Consider the following 18766-nt stretch of genomic DNA (forward strand, 5'->3'; position numbering starts at 1 on the left):
AAGAAGGGGAAAAGTCCGCGCCCATGCCGTCGGGGCGGGGCAGGGGGAGCGAGAATCCCTGAAAAAAAAGCCGCATCACGAGGATGCGGCTTCGGTTTCGGGTTTGGCTCTCAGGGTCAGCTTTCCTGTTCCAGGCCGTCCATCAGGTTGATGGTCAGACGCAGGAAGTCGGCCTCGGTGACGATGCCGACCAGGCTGCCCCCCTCGACCACGGGCAGGCACCCGTACTTGTTGTTCAACAGGAACCGGGCCGCGTCCCTGAGGGAGGTCTCCGGCGTGACCGACGTGATGTCCGCGCGCATGATCTCGTGGATGGGGATGCCGGAATCGATCTCCTTCTGCGTCTCGGGGTCGAGATCGGCCAGTTTGGAGATGGTCGCGGCCAGGATGTCCCGGTGGGTGATGAGCCCGGTGAAGACATTGTCCACGGTGACGATGGGGATGTGCCGGATGCGTTGCAGGTCCATGAGCTCCCGGGCGCTGTGCAGAGAATCGTTCTCCCTGAGGGAGAAGACGGGGGACGACATGAGGTCTTTCACCTTCAGCATAACTCCTCCTAGGTCTACCTCCACAATCCGCCAACAGGGGAATTGTGTCAAGATTTCTGCTCCCTTTCCGCTTATTTCTTGGTCCCCGAGTTGACTTGGAGGGTAAAATCTGTTCAGCATCCCGCAGGTGTTTTCGTTCATGGAACGCCGTATCCCCAGGAGAGACGATGGTTGACCCGGTAAGGCTCAGGGAGCGCATGGTGCGCGACCAGATTCAGGCGCGCGGCGTGACCGACGAGCGCGTGCTTGCGGCCATGCGCGAACTGCCGCGCCATGTTTTCGTTGAGGAGGCCCTGGCCTACAAGGCCTACAGCGACGGGCCCCTGCCCATAGGCGAGGGGCAGACCATCTCCCAGCCCTACATCGTGGCGCTGATGTCCGAACTGCTCCAGGTGGAGCCGGGCATGAAGGTGCTGGAGATCGGCACCGGGTCCGGCTACCAGGCGGCGGTCCTGGCGCACATGGGGGCCGAGGTCTACACCGTGGAGCGCATCAAGAAACTGTTCCACGCGGCGCGCAAGCGGTTTCTGGACATGCGCATGTTCTCGGTCAAGCTCAAGCTCGACGACGGGACCATGGGCTGGCCCGACGAAGCCCCGTTCGACCGGATCATCGTCACGGCGGGCGGCCCCGAGGTTCCGGCACCGCTGGTGGACCAGCTGGCCGATCCCGGCCGCATGCTCATTCCGGTGGGCGGCTCCCGGCGCAGCCAGAGCCTGATCCTGGTGGAGAAGAAGGACGGCCAGGTCACCCGTGAGGACAAGGGCGGCGTAGCCTTCGTGGACCTCGTGGGCAGCCATGGCTGGTAGCGCGGGAGGCGGCATGGACGGCGACAGGATGAATTTCAGGGCGGCTTTCATGGCCAGCCCCGGTCCGCGGACCGCTCGCGAGGCCGCCATGCTCTGGCTCAAGGGGTTGTGCATGGGCGGGGCGGACATCATCCCCGGCGTATCCGGCGGCACCATCGCCTTCATCACCGGCATCTACTTCCAGCTGGTGGACGCCATCCGCTCCTTTGACGCGCGCTTCGTCAGCAGGCTGCTGCGTCTGGACCTGAAGGGCGCCCTGGCCGGGGTGCACGCCCGCTTCCTGGCCTGCCTGCTCTTCGGCATCCTGACCGCCGTGGTGACCATGGCCGGGGTCATGAATTTCATGCTCAACAACCACCCGGTGGAGATATGGTCGCTGTTCTTCGGGCTCATCGCAGCCTCCATCTTCGTGGTCGGGCGGGAGATCAAGCCGCTGAACTGGGTGAACGCGGGCTTCGTCCTGCTCGGGGCCGTGGGCAGCTATCTTTTGGTGGGCATGATCCCCGTGTCCACCCCCGAGTCCTCGGCCTTCATCTTCCTGTGCGGCTCCATCGCCATCTGCGCCATGATCCTGCCGGGCATCAGCGGGGCGTTCCTCCTGCTCATGCTGGGCAAGTACGAATACGTGACCAGAACCCTCAAGAACCCGTTCTTGTGGGATAATTTCGTGGTCATCGCGACCTTTGCCGCCGGGGCGGCGGTGGGCATCGTCCTGTTCTCCAGGGTGTTGCACTATCTGCTCAGCCGGTGGCACGCGGCCACGGTCAGCGTGTTGACCGGATTCATGATCGGGGCGCTGCGAAAAGTCTGGCCCTGGAAAGAAGTCTTGGAATCGGCGGTCATTCGTGGGAAGATGCATGTGCTGCGAACGCAGAACGTCCTGCCCGACGGCTTCACCGGGGAAGTGGCCCTGGCCGTGGGGCTGTTCGCCGTGGGCGTGCTCGTGGTGGTCGTGTTGGAGCGGTTGTCCAACCGCGTGAAATGAACGGAATCTCCCCCGGCGGGAGAGACAGATAAAGAGAGAATGCGGATATGAGTCAGTGCAGTTCGGGCTCCTGCGGAAGCGGGAGCGGCGGTAAGCCAAGCGCCAAGATGAAGATCCAGGACGAGATGATCAAGTCCACCCTGGAAAAGATCAAGTACAAGCTGTTCATCATGAGCGGCAAGGGCGGGGTGGGCAAAAGCTCGGTCTCGGTCAACGTGGCTGCGGCCCTGGCCGCCAAGGGGTACAAGGTCGGCCTGCTCGACGTGGACATCCACGGCCCTTCGGTGCCGACCCTGCTGGGCATCTCCGGCACCCTGGATATCGATCGCGGGTCGCTGATCATGCCCAAGGAATACAACGAGAATCTCCACGTAGTCTCCATGGAGTCCCTGCTCAAGGACCCGGATCAGGCCGTGCTCTGGCGCGGCCCCATGAAGACCTCGGCCATCCGCCAGTTCATCTCCGACGTGCAGTGGGGCGAACTGGATTTCCTGGTGGTCGATTCCCCTCCGGGCACCGGCGACGAGCCCATGACCGTGCTCAAGACCATCCCGGACGCCCTGTCCGTGGTGGTCACCACGCCCCAGGAAGTGTCCTTGTCCGACGTGCGTAAATCCATCAACTTCCTGCAGTACGCCAAGGCCCCGATCCTCGGGGTGGTGGAGAACATGAGCGGGCTGGTCTGTCCGCACTGCCACCAGGCCATCGACCTGTTCAAGAAGGGCGGCGGCAAGGAGCTGGCCGAGAAGTACGGCCTGGATTTCCTCGGGGCCATCCCCCTGGACCCGGCCACGGTGGTGGCGGGGGACCTGGGCGTCCCGGTGGTCCTGCTGGAAGAGGAATCCTTTGCGAAACGCGCGTTCACCGAGTTGGCGGGCACCATTGCGGCGGCCGCCCAGAGCAGTCTTGAGGCGGCCTCGACCACAAACACGTAAGGCGGGAACGATGGACAAGAAGAAAGTTTTCAATCTTCCCAACTGCCTGACCATGGCTCGGATTCTGGCGGCGCCCTTCATCGTGCTGCTGCTCTATTTCGAGATGTGGTTCCAGTTCAGATTCGGTTCCTATTTCGCCTTCGGCCTGTATTTCCTGGCCTGCATGACCGACTACTTCGACGGCAAGATCGCCCGCGGGCAGAACACCATCACCAACCTGGGCAAGTTTCTCGACCCCCTGGCCGACAAGCTGCTCATAGGCTCGGCCCTGATCATGCTGGTCCGGCTCGGACCGGGGTGGGGCGTGCCCGCCTGGGTGGTGATCATCATCATCTGCCGCGAGCTGGCCGTGACCGGCATGCGCGCCATTGCCGCCGAGATGGGCGAAGTGGTGGCTGCGGACCGTCTGGGTAAGCTCAAGACCCTGACCCAGTCCCTGTCTTTGGGCTTTCTGATCTTCCACTACCCGTTGTTCGGCTGGGACCCGCGCCCCACAGGCATCGTTCTGCTGTACATCGCGCTCGTCCTGACCGTGGTCTCGGGCGGCCACTACCTGTACAACTTCTACAAGAAGTGGATCGGCACCCCCAAGGAGGGCTGATCCGGCGGGCGGCCCCGCCCCTTAAGCGGGGCGAATCGCTCCGGGCGAGTCTAGAAAAAATCGAGACCCGCCCGGCCACAGCTGCCGGAGAGCCGTCGCAACCGTTTGTCTCCGCTGAGGAATTTCAGGGATGACAGGGGGATGCATACATGGTAGTTTTGTGTGCAGCATAACTGTACAAGATCTCGAAAAAAGGGTTAATAAGCGAAGAGAGACAAACATTTCTGAGAGATACCTATGTCGGATTCCAGCTCGGTCAAACATCTTGTCCGCATAACCAACTGCCTCCAGACCATCCTCGATCTCGAGTCACAGCTGGAGCAGTTGGAAAACGGCCACTCCCTTTTGGACGAATTCGCGGTCCTCAAGTCATTCCTCGAAAAGATCGATGAGGTCGAGTTGAGCGAATCGGACGTGGAGCGCATAGAGACGGCGACGTCGAACTTCCTTCGGGAGCTGCAGGGGCCGCTGGCCCGCCGCAAGTCCCGGACGAGGGCGGAGCGCAGGCTTCAGTAACCATGCGTGGCAGATTGATATTCGTGGCGCTGCTCGTCTGCATCAACCTCTTTTTGTTGACTAGGTTGATATGGAGCGACCAGGGCGTGTTCGCCTATCTGGAGCTGAAGAACCGGTACGAGGTCCTGCGCCGGAAGATCGAGACCGTGGACGCCAGGAGCCTGGACCTGAGCCAGGAAATCCGCAAGCTCAAGTCGGACAAGGCGTACCAGGAGAAGGTCATTCGAGAGAAGATGAATTTTGTCAAGAAGGACGAATTGTTATACATATTCCCGGATGAGAAGGACCAACCTCGCGGAGACACCGTCGATGTGCAAGAAAATTGAATGGTATCAGGAAGTTCTCTCCCTGGAACCCGGCTCCCGGGTTTTCTTCCCCCTGGCCAAGCTGTTCGTCGAGAACGGGCAGCCCGAGGACGCGGTCAAGACGCTGCGCCAGGGGCTGGACAGGCATCCCGATTACCTTGAGGCGCGCATGCTCCTGGTGGAGCTGCTGACCGAGCTCGACCGCGAGGCTGAGGTCCACGAGCAGCTGGAGCGGGTCATCAATCCCCTGCGCGACTATCCCGCCTTCTGGCGCGGCTGGGCCCGGAGCCTGCCGCCCGAGCAGCGCGATCTGGCCGTCTTCCTGATGCTGGTGGCCTCCAACCTTTCCGGCGACACCATCAAGTGGACCGACGTGGTCTTCGAGGGCATCGGCACCCTGGCCGGCCGGCTGGTGGGCGCGCCCCTGCCGCCGCCGGTGGATTGCCCGCCTCCCTTCAAGCTGCCCGAGCGCGAGCGGCCCCGTTTCGACGAGGAGGGCGGACGGCCGGACTTCCGGCCCGGCACCGGCTCCTTCCGGACCAAGACCATGGCCGACCTGCTGGCCTCCCAGGGCGACGTGGAGGGCGCACTTGAAATCTACCGGGATTTGTTGCAATCAACCGTGTCCGACGAACGGCGCGCCGAGCTCCAGGACCGGATCGTGCATCTGGAGCGCAACCGCGACGGCAACGGGCCGGACGCGGAAGCGGACGCCTTCAGCGTGCACGCCAAGAACCGGTTGATCAGCACGCTCGAGACCCTGGCCGCGCGATTCGAAGCCCGGGTCCAGGGCTAGCAAAACTGTAAGGGACGGCTCCGCATTGGGGCGCGTCCATGCATGAAAGCGGGAATATGCGATATCTATATTTGATCATCCTGGCCGCCGCCGCGTTGCTCGGCGGCTGCAGCGTGTGGGATTCCACCGCAGACTATACCAAAGAGACCTGGAAGAGCACGCGTGATTTCGTGGATCCGCCGCCGGTCATTGACACCGACAGCTACCAGTTCACCAATCCTAACCAGGAAAAACTGGCCAAGCTCATCTCCCCGGTGGACGGCCCGCTGACCTCCCTGATCCGATTTGTGGACGACACGGACACCATGCCCGGCATCGACTGGCTCGACCTGCTCATGGCCCGCTTCCCGTGGGTCGACCGGGTCCTGGTCACGGACGAGGAGGGGACCATCATCTTCATGCAGCCCGAGCTGCCGGTGAAGCGCATCAGCAAGCCCCTGGTCTTCGAAGGGGTCTGGCGGCAGGTCAGCCTGCTGACCGTGGTGGACTACTCCGATCTCGGCCCGGAGATGTACATCGGGCGGCCGTATTTCGACGACGTCCGTTTCGGCGGGCTCATCGGCGTGGGGTTCGATCCCCGCTCGCTCATGCGTCTGTGCCCGGACCCCAAGGCCCTGATCATCATCCATCCCGGACACAACGTCTGGACCCTGGGCGCGGACGTGGACAAGGACGCCCTGCTGGCCCTGGACTGGGAGGACATCCTCAAGAGCGAGGTCCAGGGGCAGGTCAAGGCTGGCAACCGGTACTACACCTGGTTGACCCGGTACGTTGGAAAGGATCAGTATATTTACGCTACGGAAAGCGTGGACCCCAACGCAGAGGGAAGCTGGTGGCCATTCTAGGGGCGCAAAACAAACGAGGGGGCAGGCAAATGTCGCAACAGGTAACCGTAACCGAGCATATTCTTCTGCATCAGAAGATGGTGCCTGGCGCAACCGGCCAGTTCACGCGACTTTTCAACGAACTCGTCCTCTCCGCCAAGATCATCGGCCGCGCCGTGAACAAGGCGGGGCTGGTCGACATCCTCGGCTTCACGGGCGACGTCAACGTCCAGGGCGAGGAGGTCAAGAAGCTCGACGAGTACGCCAACCGCATCCTCATCCACCGGCTGGCCAGGTCCGGCGTGCTCTGCGCCATGGCCAGCGAGGAGAACGCGGACATCATCGAGGTGCCGGAGTCTTTGCCGCGCGGCGAATACATCATCATTTTCGACCCTCTGGACGGTTCGTCCAACATCGACGTCAACGTCAACATCGGGACCATTTTTTCGATCTTCAAGCGCAAGAGCGACCCGGACGCGGCCCTCATGTCCAGCGACGTGCTGCAGAGGGGCAGCGAGCAAGTGGCCGCGGGCTACGTGCTCTACGGCTCCTCGACCATGCTGGTCTTCACCTGCGGCGACGGCGTGCACGGTTTCACCCTGGACCCGAGCGTGGGCGAATTTCTGCTCTCTCACCCGAACATCCGCATCCCGGAGCAGGGCAAGATCTACTCGGTCAACGAGGGGTACGAGCGGTACTGGGACCGCCACACCAAGAAGGCCCTGGCCTATTTCAAATCGCCCAAGAACGCCCTGCGCAAGCCGTATTCCGGCCGGTACATCGGCTCCCTGGTGGCGGATTTCCACCGCAACCTGCTCTATGGGGGCATCTTCATGTATCCCGCCGACCTGCGCGACCCCAAGAAACCCACGGGCAAGCTGCGGCTGACCTGCGAGTGCAACCCCATGGCCTTCCTCGCCGAACAGGCGGGCGGCATGGCCGTGGACGGCGTCAACCGGGTCATGGACATTGAGCCCGACCACCTGCACCAGCGCATTCCCTTCTTCTGCGGTTCGCGCAACGACGTCCAGGTTGTCCAGGAGATCTTCGAATCCGAGTCCCGGAGAAAGAAGAACCGCTGATGCTCATCCTCGGTATCGAGACCTCCTGCGACGAGACCGCCGTGGCGCTGGTCCGCGACGGCCGCCTGCTGGGTCAGGAACTGGCCACCCAGGTGGACACGCACGCCCTGTTCGGCGGCGTGGTTCCGGAGATCGCGTCCAGGGAGCATCTGCGCGTCCTGCCCCGGCTCTATCGGGAACTCATGCGCAAGACCGGTGTGAGCGCCGACGACCTGGACGGCGTGGCCGTGGCCCGTGGCCCGGGCCTGCTCGGCAGCCTGCTGGTGGGCGTGAGCTTCGCCAAGGGGCTGAGCCTGGCGTGCGATGTGCCGCTGATCGGGGTCAACCACCTCTGGGCGCATCTGCTCGCGCCCGGCCTGGAAGGGGAGCTCAGGTTCCCGGCCCTGGGGGTGCTCGTCTCGGGCGGGCACACCCACACCTACCTGATACAGTCGCCCACGGAGTTCGAGCTGCTCGGGCGCACCCTGGACGACGCGGCTGGTGAGGCGTTTGACAAAACCGCGAAGATGTTGAATTTCCCCTACCCGGGCGGGCGCTATATCGATGAGCTCGCCCAGGAGGCCGAACCGGACACGGGGTTGTTTCCCCGGCCGTACATCGACAACCCGACCCTGGATTTCAGCTTCAGCGGGCTCAAAACCGCCGTGGCCAACTTTGTCGCCGACCATCCGGAGCTGGTCTTCGAGACCATGGCCGATCCGCAGGCCGTGGCCGACCTGCCCGCAGAACGGCGGGAAGCCCTGGCAAGGGTCTGCGCCTCCTTCAACTGGAGCGTGGCCGACACCCTGCGCATAAAGGTGGAGCGCGCCCTGAAGCAGGCGGGCAAGGTCGAGAGTTTGATCGTGGCCGGGGGCGTGGCCGCCAACACGGGCGTACGCCGGGCCATGCGCGGCGTGGCCGAGGCGGGCGGGCTTGAGCTGACCCTGCCGGGCCTGTCCCTGTGCACGGACAACGGGGCCATGATCGCCCATGCCGGTTGGCTGCTGGCCAAAGCGGGCTGTCGGCACGGCCTCGATCTCGAAGCCATACCCCGGGGGCGTATCGTCCCGCTGGACTGGGAGCGGGCGCCTGTAGAGGCGTGACGGGAGTGAAAATTCCCGGCACTCCTTGACAGTAGGGTACATGCGGACCTATTTTAAATAAATTGCGAAAACAATTGCGGCATAGCGTCGCGCCGGCCTCGCCGGACCAAGAGAATACAAAGGCCGTTGGCCGAGCAAAAAAAGGAGAACTTCATGGCGAACCAGATCACCGACGGTAGTTTTGAACAGGACGTTCTGCAGAGCGACATTCCGGTCCTTATTGATTTCTGGGCCCCCTGGTGCGGTCCGTGTCGTGCCATGGGTCCCGTCATCGACGAGCTGGCCGAGGAATTCGACGGCCAGGTCAAGATCGTCAAAATGAACGTTGACGAGAACTCCGCCACCCCCGGAAAATACGGTATTCGCGCCATCCCGACCCTGATCCTGTTCAAGGACGGCGAAGTCGTCGACCAGTCCACCGGTGCCGTTTCCAAAAGCAGCATCAAGGAAATGATCACGAAAAAGGCGCTGTAATCGATGAAATCTTATGACGCCGTAGTCATAGGGGGCGGCCCGGCAGGAATGACGGCTGCCCTTTATCTTTTACGGGCCGGTGTGAAGACCGCCATGGTCGAGAAGCTGGCCCCCGGCGGGCAGGTTCTGATGACCTCGGAGATCGAGAACTACCCCGGTTTTCCCAAGGGTCTCCAGGGGTGGGAGCTGGCGGACAAGTTCGCCAACCATCTCGAGGACTACGACCTTCACCGGATCAACGACGAGGTTCGCGGCATCAAGGTCGGATCCCCCTGGCACACCATCGTGGTGGGCGAAGAGGAGATCCAGGCCAAGACCGTGGTACTGGCCACCGGGTCGCGCTACCGCAAGCTCGGGGTGCCCGGCGAGGACCGTCTGCTCGGGCGGGGCGTGTCCTATTGCGCCCTGTGCGACGGCAACTTCTTCCGTGGCCGCGACGTGGCCGTCATCGGGGGCGGCAATTCCGCCCTCGAGGAGGCCTTGTACCTGGCCCGGCTGGTGAACAAGGTCTACCTCATTCACCGGCGCGAGGACTTCCGCGGCCACCTCTGCTACCAGAACAAGTGCTTCACCCACGAGAAGATCGAGGTCATCCGCAGCAAGGTGGTCGAGGAGATCGTGGGCGACAGCGACGTGGAGGCCCTGGCCCTGCGCGATGCCGGCAACGGCGAGCAGTCCCGGCTCGAGATCGACGGGGTGTTCGTCTTCATCGGGTTCGAGCCGATCATCGACTTCGTCCCCGAGGACATCGAAATGGTCCCCAACGGCGTCGTGACCGACGTGGAGATGCGCACCAACGTGCCCGGCATCTTCGCGGCGGGCGACATCCGGGCCAAGCAGTGCCGCCAGGTGGCTTCCGCCGTGGGCGATGGGGCGACCGCCGCCACCGCCGCCTTTTCCTATCTTGAGACATTGGACTAGGAGTCCCCATGCGTCGAATACTGGCCCCCGTCCTTGTCGTCGTCCTCTTGTCCCTTTCGGGGTGCATCTGGATCGACAGCTATTTCCTGCCTCCGCCCGAGGATACGGCTCAGGAGCTGTACGAAGCGGGCATGGCGGCCATGGATGAGAAGGACTACGGGGACGCCCAGGATTACTTCTCGAAGCTCAAGGACCGCTTCCCGTTCAGTCCGTATTCCCTCAAGGGCGAACTGGCCCTGGGCGACGCGTACTTCCTGGACGAGGATTACATACACGCCCTGGATTCCTACAAGGAATTCGAGGCCCTGCATCCCAGCAACGAGAACATTCCCTACGTGCTCTACCAGATCGCCAACACCAATGTGTCCATGTTCAAGACCATTGACAGGCGGCAGGAGAACGTCAAGGAGGGGCTGGAATACCTCTACCGTTTGGTGGAGACCTATCCCAAGTCCCAGTACGCCGAGGCGGCCAAGGAGATGATTCTCAAGAGCCGCCGCATCCTGGCCGAGCACGAGATATTCGTGGCCGACTTCTTCTGGCGAACGGAGCAGTACGGCCCGGCCTGGCACCGTTACCAATACGTGGTGGAGAACTTTTCGGATATCCCGGAGCTGCGCGACTACGCCGTCAAACGGGCCGAATACTCCTATTTCGAGTACCAGAAGACCTTGTCCGAGGAAGAGCGCGAGCGCATCCAGGGGAGCTGGAAGCGCTGGATCAAGCAGTGGCTTTAGGCCCTGTCCAACCCTTCAACCTCCGGCCGTTCCCATGCCCGATCCCGTATTGCCTTTGTCCGATATGATTGGCGAGTCCCTGGTGGACGACGCCCTGTTCGCGGCGGCCTACGAGGAGTCCTCGGACCGGGAACGCGCCCTGATGAAGACCTGCATCGCCCGGCTGTACGACTGGTACGGCCCGCGCAAGGACACGGCCCGCGAGGTCGCCACGCGCTGGCGCGGCGGCTTTGCTTCGGTGGCCCGGTCCGCGCCCGTGGACTTCGCCCTGGTTCTATTCGGTGACTCCCTCGTCTCTCCGGCCCGGCTGCTGGCCGGGCTGGTGCCCGCAGTGGCCTGCGGCGTGCGCAACGTCCTGGCCATCCGGGTGGACGCTCCGGGAGACTGGGCGCGACCGTTGCTCACGGCCATGGAACTGGCCGGGCAGGAACTGGTGGCCGACCTGACCGGGGAGGGCGTGTCCGCGCTGCTCGACGACCTGGCGCAAGCCGGGGCCAGCGGGGCGGTCGTGGACCTGACCGGACGGCCCGGCCTGTGCGCCGGACGGAGCGGGCTGAGCGTGCATACCCCGTCCTTTGACCGGACGGCCGCGCTTTTCCTGGACGGTCCGGAGACCTTCGACCTCGAAGCCCTGGCCTTCATCCATCCCGACACCGCGTTCACCGCGTTCGGGGCCGACGTCCCTCTGGCCGGCGGATTCGTCCGGGGCGGGGAGGATTTCCGGGCCTTTCTGGACGCGGTTCATGACGTGGCTTTCGTTCCCGCCGACCGGATCGGCGACGCCCTGAATCGCGCCCGGCTCGTCTTCGGGCCCGGCCAGGAAGGGTGCTGGGTCTGGCCGGAGCTGCATCCCGAGTTTTTCCTTCATCACCGCACCGCCTGGACCATCGGAGACTGATCGTGAGCAAGAGCAACGCCCCTTCGGCGAAGGTTCTCGGCAACCTCCGCAATATCGGCATCATCGCGCACATCGATGCCGGAAAGACCACGTTGACCGAGAGAATTCTCTATTATTCCGGAAGGATTCACCGCATCGGCGAGGTTCATGAGGGCACGGCCACCATGGATTACATGCCCGAGGAACAGGAGCGCGGTATCACCATCACCTCGGCCGTGACCTCCTGCCAGTGGGACCCGTGCATGATCAACATCATCGACACGCCGGGCCACGTGGACTTCACCATCGAGGTGGAGCGCTCCCTGCGCGTGCTCGACGGGGCCGTGGGCGTGTTCTGCGCGGTCAGCGGCGTGGAGCCGCAGTCCGAGACCGTCTGGCGGCAGTCCGAGTCCTACCATGTGCCCAAGCTGGCCTTTGTCAACAAGATGGACCGGTTGGGCGCGGACTTCGAGGGCGTGCTCGACGACATGGTCCGCAAGCTGCGGGCCAATCCCGTGGCCGTGCAGTACCCCGACGGCGAGGGGCAGGAATTTTCCGGCGTGTTCGACCTCGCGACCATGGAGCGGCTCGAATTCGACCAGGGGACCAGCGGCGCGAATTACACCCGCACCCCGGTCAGCGAGGATCAGGCCGCCATGCTTTCGCCCTGGCGCGAGAAGCTCATCGAGGCCGCAGCCGATGAGGACGAGGAGATTCTCGACCTGTATCTGTCCGGCGAGGACGTGCCCGCGGCCAAGATTCACGCGGCCCTGCGCAAGGCCACCCTGGCGCGCAAAATCGTGCCCGTGCTGGTCGGCTCCGCGCTCAAGAACATCGGCGTGCAGCCGGTGCTTGACGCGGTCTGCCGCTACCTGCCCAGCCCGCTCGAGGTCCCGCCCGCCACCGGCGTGGACCCGGTTTCGCACAAGAAGAAGCATTTCGAGGTCTCCTCCAAGGAGCCCCTGTCCGCCCTGGTCTTCAAGGTGGCCATGGACTCCGGCCGCAAGCTGGCCATGATGCGCATCTATTCCGGGCGCATCGAGGCGGGCGGTGTCGTGTACAACGTCACCCAGGACCAGGACGAGCGCGTGGCCCGGCTGTTCCGGCTGCACGCGGGCCGCAAGGAGAAGATCGACACGGCGTTCGCGGGCGACATGGTGGCCGCGGCGGGCATGAAGTTCGCCCGCACCGGCGACACCCTGTGCGACAGGGAGTCGCCCGTCATTCTGGAGCAGATCGCGGATTACAAGCCGGTCATTTCCCTGGCCATCGAGCCGCGCAACACCGAGGAGGGCGAAAAGCTCGACGAGGTCCTGGACAAGTACCTCATGGAGGACCCGACCCTGGAGCTGACGCACGACGAGGATACGGGCCAGATCATCCTGTCCGGCATGGGCGAGCTGCATCTGGAGGTCGTCCTGGAGCGCCTCAGCCGCGAGTACAAGCTCGAGCCCCGCGCGGGTAAGCCCCAGGTGGTCTACCAGGAGACCATCGGCGCCAAGGCCAGGGGCAAGGGCGTGTTCAGCCGCGAACTGGGCGAGGTCATGCATTTCGGCGCGGTGGAGCTCTCGGTGGAGCCGCTCGAGCGGGACAAGGAGCGGACCATCTCGTTCGAGGTGGACTCCGAGGCCTGGCCCGCCGCCTGGCTGGAAGCGGTGGAGGACGGCATTACCGACGGGTTGCAGAGCGGCGTGATCCGGGGCTACCCGGTGCAGAACGTCCGCGTCCGGGTCCTCGGCCTGGAGCGGCGCGACGGCGAGTCGAGCCCCGTGGGCTACCGCATGGCCTCTGCCATGGCCCTGAAAGAGGCGCTGGCGCTGGCCGATCCCAAGCTCATGGAGCCGATCATGTGGGTGGAGATTTCCGTGCCCGAGGAGTTCGTCGGCGACGTGGTCGGCCTGCTCGGCTCCAAGGGAGCCAAGATCGAGAACATGATCGACCGGGCCGGGCTCAAGATCGTCCAGGGGCTGGCCCCGCTGGGCAAGCTGTTCGGCTTTTCCACGGACCTGCGTTCGGCCACCCAGGGCCGCGCCGGGTTCCTGATGAAATTCTCACGCTTTGACGTCTTGGAGTAAGTCTTGACCGAAAGGACTCCTCGCAGGTCGCCTTCGGACAAGCCGTCCGGAAGGTCCTTCCGGGATTGGTGGATGGGCAGCAAGCGCTGGATGCGGTACTGGTACCTGCGCCTCATGCGCCAAAACTCGTCGCCCAAGAACCTGGCCGCCGCCTGCGCGCTGGGCATGTTCATCGGCGCGCTGCCGATCATTCCGTTTCAGTCCGTGGTGGTCATCGCCCTGGCCTTTGTCCTGCGGGTCAATAAGCTGGCGGCCTGGCTGGCCACCTGCTACTCCAACGCGGTCACCATGGTCCCGTTCTACTACTTCCTCTTCCAGGTGGGCCAGGCGGTCACCCCCTTTCGGAACGTGGCCTTCGACCCCGACAAGCTGCGCATGGTCGACATGATCCATGCGGGCTGGCAGGTCTTCGGGGTCATGTTCGCGGGCGGCCTGGCCTTCGGCATCCCGGCCACCGTCGTCACCTATTTCATCTCCCTGTTCGCCATTCGCGGCTACCGCAGGAGGCGGGCCGTCCGCATCCTGCGCAAAAGGGAGCAGTAGCCTGCGGTCCGCCCCCTTTCCATTCCCGGCTGGAGGAGACGGACTTTTTCGGCCTATAATTGCCAATACCCCCAAAGAGGGGTAATGGTGGCCCGGTATATGTTTTTCAATTCGCCGTCCACTGCATCGCACGGGAGCCAGATGAATGCCGGTACGTCCAATGGTTAGAATGGTCTTGACGGGATTGGCGATCTGCGCTCTGTTCGCAGCCGCAACCCTCCGGGAAGGTTGGCTGTATTACGGTCTGGCGGCCGGTTGCGCCATGCTCGTCTGCATCGCTGTCGGCTTGCGCGGGGAACGTTCCGAGGCCCGGTTGAAGGCGGCCCTCAAACGGCTGGCCCAAGGCGGGGAGTTGCAGGAAGGGGACGGGAAACCGCTCGGCGGCGCGCTGGGTGCCCTGGCCCGGGACCTGGACGCTCGGCAGGAGGAGGCCGCATATTTTGAACGGGCCCTGCGGGCATTGGGCAGCCCGGCGCTTGTCTGCGACGCCACGGGGCGCGTCCGTCTGGTCACGGAGTCTCTGCTCAAGCTGCTGCGCAAGTCCGAGAAACAGGTGGTCGGCCAGACCGTCGGCCAGGCCCTCTATGACCGGGACCAGGGATCGGAGTCCGAGAAGGCCCTGCGGACCCTGAAGCCCGTGGCCGAGACCCTGGACCTCGAGCTGTGGGACGGACGCACCATTCCGGTCCAGCTTTACGTGAATATCATCTATGACGGCTCGGGCGCGCCCATCGGCGCGGCGGCCTCCTTTCTCGACCTGTCCGAACAGGCGGCCCGCCAGTTGGAGATCAAGGAGCAGCGTGAGCGCATGAAGCAGGCGGGCGAACGCGTCAGCGCCCTGGCCGAACACGTGGCCTCGGCCACGGAGCTGCTGTCCGCTTCGGCCGACGAGCAGGCCCAGGGCGCGCAGAAACAGCGCCGCCAGACCGCCTCGGTGGCCGCCTCCATGGAGGAGATGACCGGCACGGTGCTGGAGGTTGCCCGCAACGCCTCGGTGACCTCTGAGGCCGCGGGCGAGGCCAACACCTCGGCCTCCGAGGGCGTGGCCATGGTCAACGACGCGGTCTCGGCCATCAACCAGGTGGCCGAATCGGCCCGCCAGCTGGGCCATGAGATCGGCGAGCTGGACTCCCAGGCCGGGGCCATCGGCCAGATCATCAACGTCATCAACGACATCGCGGACCAGACCAATCTGCTGGCCCTGAATGCGGCCATCGAGGCCGCCCGGGCCGGAGAGGCGGGGCGCGGTTTTGCGGTGGTGGCCGACGAGGTGCGCAAGCTGGCTGAAAAGACCATGGACGCCACCAAGGAAGTCGAGAACGCCATCATCGCCATCCAGGCGCGCTCCAAGGAGGCCACAAGCTCCATGCAGGCCACCGCCGCCAAGGTGGACGAGAGCACGGCCCTGTCCAACCGCGCGGGCGAGGCCCTGCAGCGGATCATGGACAACATCGGCGACATGGTGAAGCGCGTGGCCCAGATCGCCACCGCAGCCGAGGAGCAGTCCTCGGCCGCCGAGGGCATCATGCGCAGCGTGGAGGACATCGCCGCCATCGCCGAGGACGCGGACGAGGCCGCAGGGCAGGCCGCCGGGGCCACCCGCGAGATGGCCGATCTGGCCCGGGAGCTGCTCGGCGTGTCCCGCGAGTTCGGCAGCGGCAAGGTCGGGGCGGTCGACAGACTGCGCCACTCCGAAGGACGGATGAAGGGCGTCTTGCCCAAGCTGGCCCAAGAATACGTGCACGAGACTTTCGGCGACAAGGTCTACGAAGCCATGCAGGCGGAGATGGGCGATCCGGTCTTTCTGTCCGGCGACAGCTATCCGGACCAGGCCCTGCGTCAGATGGCCGAGTTCGCGGCCGACAAGGCGGGGCAGACGGTCCGTGAATTTTTCATCGGACTGGGCCGGTATACGGTGGTCCGTTTCAACGAGCTCTATCCCGGCTATTTCAAGAAGGACTCGCTCAAGGAGTTCTATCTGCGCATGAACGAAGTCCACGCCCAGCTGACCAAGGCGCAGCCCGGCATCAAGCCGCCCAGATTCGCCTATGAGGACAAGGGCGACGTGCTGTTCATGAACTACCGTTCCAGCCGGGGATTGTTCGAGTATTTCGAGGGAATTTTGCTCGGTGCGGCGGATTTCAAGGGCGAACGGGTGGAGATCGCCGTGAAGCCTTTTGACGAGCAGTCGGCGCGGGCCGAGATCAAATTCCTCGGGCACAAGTAATCGCCGCCGTTTTGGAAAAGATTATAATGGTCTATTCCGCTCTTTCGAGGTGATATACTGTCAGTACGCCGCAAGTGGCCAACCTAATCGATTCATGCTGTCGAATGTTTGTGAATCCGACGTGAGGAGAGTGGCGGAATGTCAGGAGACGACCTGAACAGACAGATATTCAAGGAGGAGGCCTACGACCTCCTTATAGAACTCGAGGGAGCCCTGCTCGAACTCGAGGAAGCTCCGGACGACATGGATCTGGTCAACCAGATCTTCCGGGCCCTGCACACCATCAAGGGATCCGGCTCCATGTTCGGGTTCGAGGAGATAGCCGCGTTCACCCATGAGGTGGAGACGGTCTTCGACATGGTGCGCAACGGCGACGTGCGGGCCACCCCGGTCCTGTGCAGCCTGGCCCTGCGTTCCCGCGACCAGATCCGGGCCATGCTCGACGCCGAGGACGATGAACCCGTGTCCCCGGAGTCCATGCAGGACATCCTCGAGGGCTTGCGGGCCTTTGTCGAGGGGACCAACGAGGCGGCCGGGACCGGTGCCGCACAGGCCGGTCCGGACGAAGAGCCCTTGATCGATCTCGATATGGAAGCCGAACTCGAGCCGGAACCCGAGGCCGAACCCGTTGCCGAACCTGAAGCAGAGCCCGAAGCAGAGCTCGAATCCGCGCTCGACGCGGACCTCCATCAATATGCCATCACCCTCCGGCCTCTGGGCGCTCCCGTCGACGCGGACGCCGTGGAGGCGTTCTTCGAGGAGCTGGAACGGCTCGGCACCCTCCGCATCGAGTCGGGCCATCGCGACACCGGCCAGGGCTGGGAACTGTCCCTGGAGACCGAGGCCGTGCAGGAGAACTTCCAGGACGTGTTCTTTTTCCTGGACGCGGACCTCAAGGTCAATATCGAGGAAAAGGGCGCATCCGCCGTCCCTGCGGCGGTCGAGGAAAAGCCCGCACCGGTCGAGCCCGCACAGGCCGCAGAGACTCCCGAGGAGCGCAAGCCGGCCTCACCGGAGTCCAGCCCTCTGGACGATGACGAAGAGTCCGTGCACATCCCCAAGATCGGCGAGATGCTCGTGGAGAGCGGTGACGCGACCTACGCGGACGTGGCCGAAGCCCTGACCTCCCAGAAGGGCGGCGTGAACAAGCCGCTGGGGCAGATCCTGTCCGAATCGGGCAAGGTTCCGGCGACCAAGATCAACAATGCCGTCAAGCGGCAGGGCGAGGCGCGGGAAAAGGTGGTCCACAAGAAGCGCGAGGAGGCCCTGAGCAGCATCCGCGTGGCCGCCGACAAGCTGGACTACCTGGTGGACCTGGTGGGCGAGCTGGTTATTGTCCAGGCCCAGATCACCCAGGTGGTCAGCGAGAAGCACGATTCGGCGCTGACCCTGCTGGCCGAGGAACTGGAGCGTCTCAGCGACGAGCTGCGCGATTCCACGCTCGGCATCCGCATGCTGCCCATCGGCACCTCCTTCAGCAAGTTCCGCCGACTGGTGCGCGATCTTTCGGCCGACCTGGGCAAGCAGATCACCCTGTCCACCAGCGGCGCCGAGACCGAACTGGACAAGACGGTCATTGAGCGGCTGGGCGACCCCCTGGTCCACCTGTTGCGCAACTCCATAGACCACGGCATCGAGCAGCCCCAGGAGCGCCAGGCCAAGGGCAAGCCGCCGCAGGGCAACATCATGCTGTCCGCCGAGCATTCGGGCGGCGAAGTGCTCATCCGCATCACCGACGACGGCAAGGGCATGAGCAGCGAGATGATCCGCGAGAAGGGCATCGAACGAGGCCTGATCTCCAAGGACGCCGAACTGACCGAGAAGGAGCTGCTCAAGCTCATCTTCGAGCCTGGTTTCTCCACCGCCAAGGCCGTGACCAGCGTGTCCGGCCGGGGCGTGGGCATGGATGTGGTGAAGAGGGCCATCGACTCCCTGCGCGGGACCATCGACATCGACTCCAAGCCGAACGTGGGCACGACCATCACCATCCGCCTGCCCCTGACCCTGGCCATCATCGATGGGCTGCAGGTCCGGGTGGAGGACGAATACTACGTCATTCCGCTGTCCCTGGTGGAGGAGTGCGTGGAGCTGTCCCGCAGCGAGGTGGAGGAGGCCGGGTCCGAACAGCGCATCCTGCATCTGCGCGGCGAGATCGTCCCGTACATCCACATTCGGGAATGGTTCGACATCGAAGGCGAGAATCCGCCCATCGAGCAGATCGTCATCACCGGCGTGGAGGGAAGCCGCGTCGGCATCGTGGTGGACACGGTCATCGGCGAGCATCAGACCGTCATCAAGAGCCTCGGTCGCGTCTACAAGGACGTGGAGGGCATATCGGGAGCGACCATCAAGGGAGACGGTTCCATTGCGCTCATCCTGGACGTACCCAGCCTGGTGCGCCGGGTCGTTGCAGAATCCAGATAGCATTT

At 63.9% G+C, this 18766-nt stretch carries 19 protein-coding genes; 18 read left to right on the forward strand and 1 reads right to left on the reverse strand.

Annotation, left to right across the window (positions count from 1 at the left end; translation table 11 throughout):
* Window positions 1-116 precede the first annotated feature (116 nt).
* Entirely contained in the window at window positions 117-548 is a 432-nt protein-coding gene (locus ACR42D_RS07880) for a CBS domain-containing protein (RefSeq protein ID WP_484566272.1), read from the reverse strand.
* Window positions 549-715: 167 nt separating this feature from the next.
* On the opposite strand from ACR42D_RS07880, the gene ACR42D_RS07885 reads away from it, so the two are divergent.
* The 18 genes from ACR42D_RS07885 to ACR42D_RS07970 all read left to right on the forward strand — a co-directional run bounded on the left by ACR42D_RS07885 (window position 716) and on the right by ACR42D_RS07970 (window position 18761).
* Window positions 716-1357, forward strand: a complete 642-nt coding sequence (locus ACR42D_RS07885) for a protein-L-isoaspartate(D-aspartate) O-methyltransferase (RefSeq protein WP_484566273.1) — start codon at window positions 716-718, stop codon at window positions 1355-1357.
* 13 nt (window positions 1358-1370) lie between these two features.
* On the forward strand, window positions 1371-2342 hold the full coding sequence (locus ACR42D_RS07890; RefSeq protein WP_484566274.1) for a DUF368 domain-containing protein: 972 nt from the start codon (window positions 1371-1373) through the stop codon (window positions 2340-2342).
* 47 nt (window positions 2343-2389) lie between these two features.
* Entirely contained in the window at window positions 2390-3277 is an 888-nt protein-coding gene (locus ACR42D_RS07895; RefSeq protein WP_484566275.1) for a P-loop NTPase, read from the forward strand.
* A gap of 10 nt (window positions 3278-3287) precedes the next feature.
* A complete protein-coding gene (pgsA, locus tag ACR42D_RS07900; RefSeq protein ID WP_484566276.1) occupies window positions 3288-3878 on the forward strand; it encodes a CDP-diacylglycerol--glycerol-3-phosphate 3-phosphatidyltransferase in 591 nt (196 codons plus the stop codon).
* Between the two features lie 237 nt (window positions 3879-4115).
* On the forward strand, window positions 4116-4394 hold the full coding sequence (locus tag ACR42D_RS07905) for a hypothetical protein (RefSeq protein ID WP_484566277.1): 279 nt from the start codon (window positions 4116-4118) through the stop codon (window positions 4392-4394).
* A 2-nt stretch (window positions 4395-4396) separates the two neighbouring features.
* Window positions 4397-4720, forward strand: a complete 324-nt coding sequence (locus ACR42D_RS07910) for an FtsB family cell division protein (protein WP_484566278.1) — start codon at window positions 4397-4399, stop codon at window positions 4718-4720.
* Window positions 4704-5495, forward strand: a complete 792-nt coding sequence (locus ACR42D_RS07915; RefSeq protein ID WP_484566279.1) for a tetratricopeptide repeat protein — start codon at window positions 4704-4706, stop codon at window positions 5493-5495. Before ACR42D_RS07910 ends, ACR42D_RS07915 begins: the two co-directional genes overlap by 17 nt.
* A 56-nt stretch (window positions 5496-5551) precedes the next feature.
* Window positions 5552-6340 carry a hypothetical protein gene (locus tag ACR42D_RS07920; protein WP_484566280.1) on the forward strand — a complete coding sequence of 263 codons (789 nt, stop codon included), beginning with the start codon at window positions 5552-5554 and terminating at the stop codon, window positions 6338-6340.
* Between the two features lie 29 nt (window positions 6341-6369).
* Window positions 6370-7401: a class 1 fructose-bisphosphatase gene (gene fbp, locus ACR42D_RS07925; RefSeq protein ID WP_484566281.1), complete on the forward strand. Its 1032-nt coding sequence runs from the start codon at window positions 6370-6372 to the stop codon at window positions 7399-7401.
* Window positions 7401-8483, forward strand: coding sequence for a tRNA (adenosine(37)-N6)-threonylcarbamoyltransferase complex transferase subunit TsaD (gene tsaD, locus ACR42D_RS07930; protein WP_484566282.1), 1083 nt, complete (start codon window positions 7401-7403; stop codon window positions 8481-8483). The genes fbp and tsaD overlap by 1 nt, the downstream gene beginning before the upstream one ends.
* Before the next feature lie 153 nt (window positions 8484-8636).
* Window positions 8637-8957, forward strand: a complete 321-nt coding sequence (gene trxA, locus ACR42D_RS07935) for a thioredoxin (protein ID WP_484566283.1) — start codon at window positions 8637-8639, stop codon at window positions 8955-8957.
* 3 nt (window positions 8958-8960) lie between these two features.
* Window positions 8961-9878: a thioredoxin-disulfide reductase gene (gene trxB, locus ACR42D_RS07940; protein WP_484566284.1), complete on the forward strand. Its 918-nt coding sequence runs from the start codon at window positions 8961-8963 to the stop codon at window positions 9876-9878.
* 8 nt (window positions 9879-9886) lie between these two features.
* Window positions 9887-10615 (forward strand): outer membrane protein assembly factor BamD, encoded by a 729-nt coding sequence (locus ACR42D_RS07945; protein ID WP_484566285.1) that lies wholly within the window; start codon window positions 9887-9889, stop codon window positions 10613-10615.
* Between the two features lie 34 nt (window positions 10616-10649).
* Entirely contained in the window at window positions 10650-11513 is an 864-nt protein-coding gene (locus tag ACR42D_RS07950) for a hypothetical protein (RefSeq protein WP_484566286.1), read from the forward strand.
* Window positions 11514-11515: 2 nt separating this feature from the next.
* Entirely contained in the window at window positions 11516-13567 is a 2052-nt protein-coding gene (gene fusA, locus ACR42D_RS07955; RefSeq protein ID WP_484566287.1) for an elongation factor G, read from the forward strand.
* 72 nt (window positions 13568-13639) lie between these two features.
* Window positions 13640-14110, forward strand: coding sequence for a DUF2062 domain-containing protein (locus ACR42D_RS07960; RefSeq protein ID WP_484566288.1), 471 nt, complete (start codon window positions 13640-13642; stop codon window positions 14108-14110).
* Window positions 14111-14372: 262 nt separating this feature from the next.
* A complete protein-coding gene (locus ACR42D_RS07965; protein ID WP_484566289.1) occupies window positions 14373-16337 on the forward strand; it encodes a methyl-accepting chemotaxis protein in 1965 nt (654 codons plus the stop codon).
* Between the two features lie 138 nt (window positions 16338-16475).
* Window positions 16476-18761 (forward strand): chemotaxis protein CheA, encoded by a 2286-nt coding sequence (locus tag ACR42D_RS07970; protein WP_484566290.1) that lies wholly within the window; start codon window positions 16476-16478, stop codon window positions 18759-18761.
* Window positions 18762-18766 lie beyond the last annotated feature (5 nt).

It is taken from the genome of Pseudodesulfovibrio sp. lm2024 (assembly GCF_051175575.1).
Classification (GTDB): domain Bacteria; phylum Desulfobacterota; class Desulfovibrionia; order Desulfovibrionales; family Desulfovibrionaceae; genus Pseudodesulfovibrio; species Pseudodesulfovibrio caledoniensis.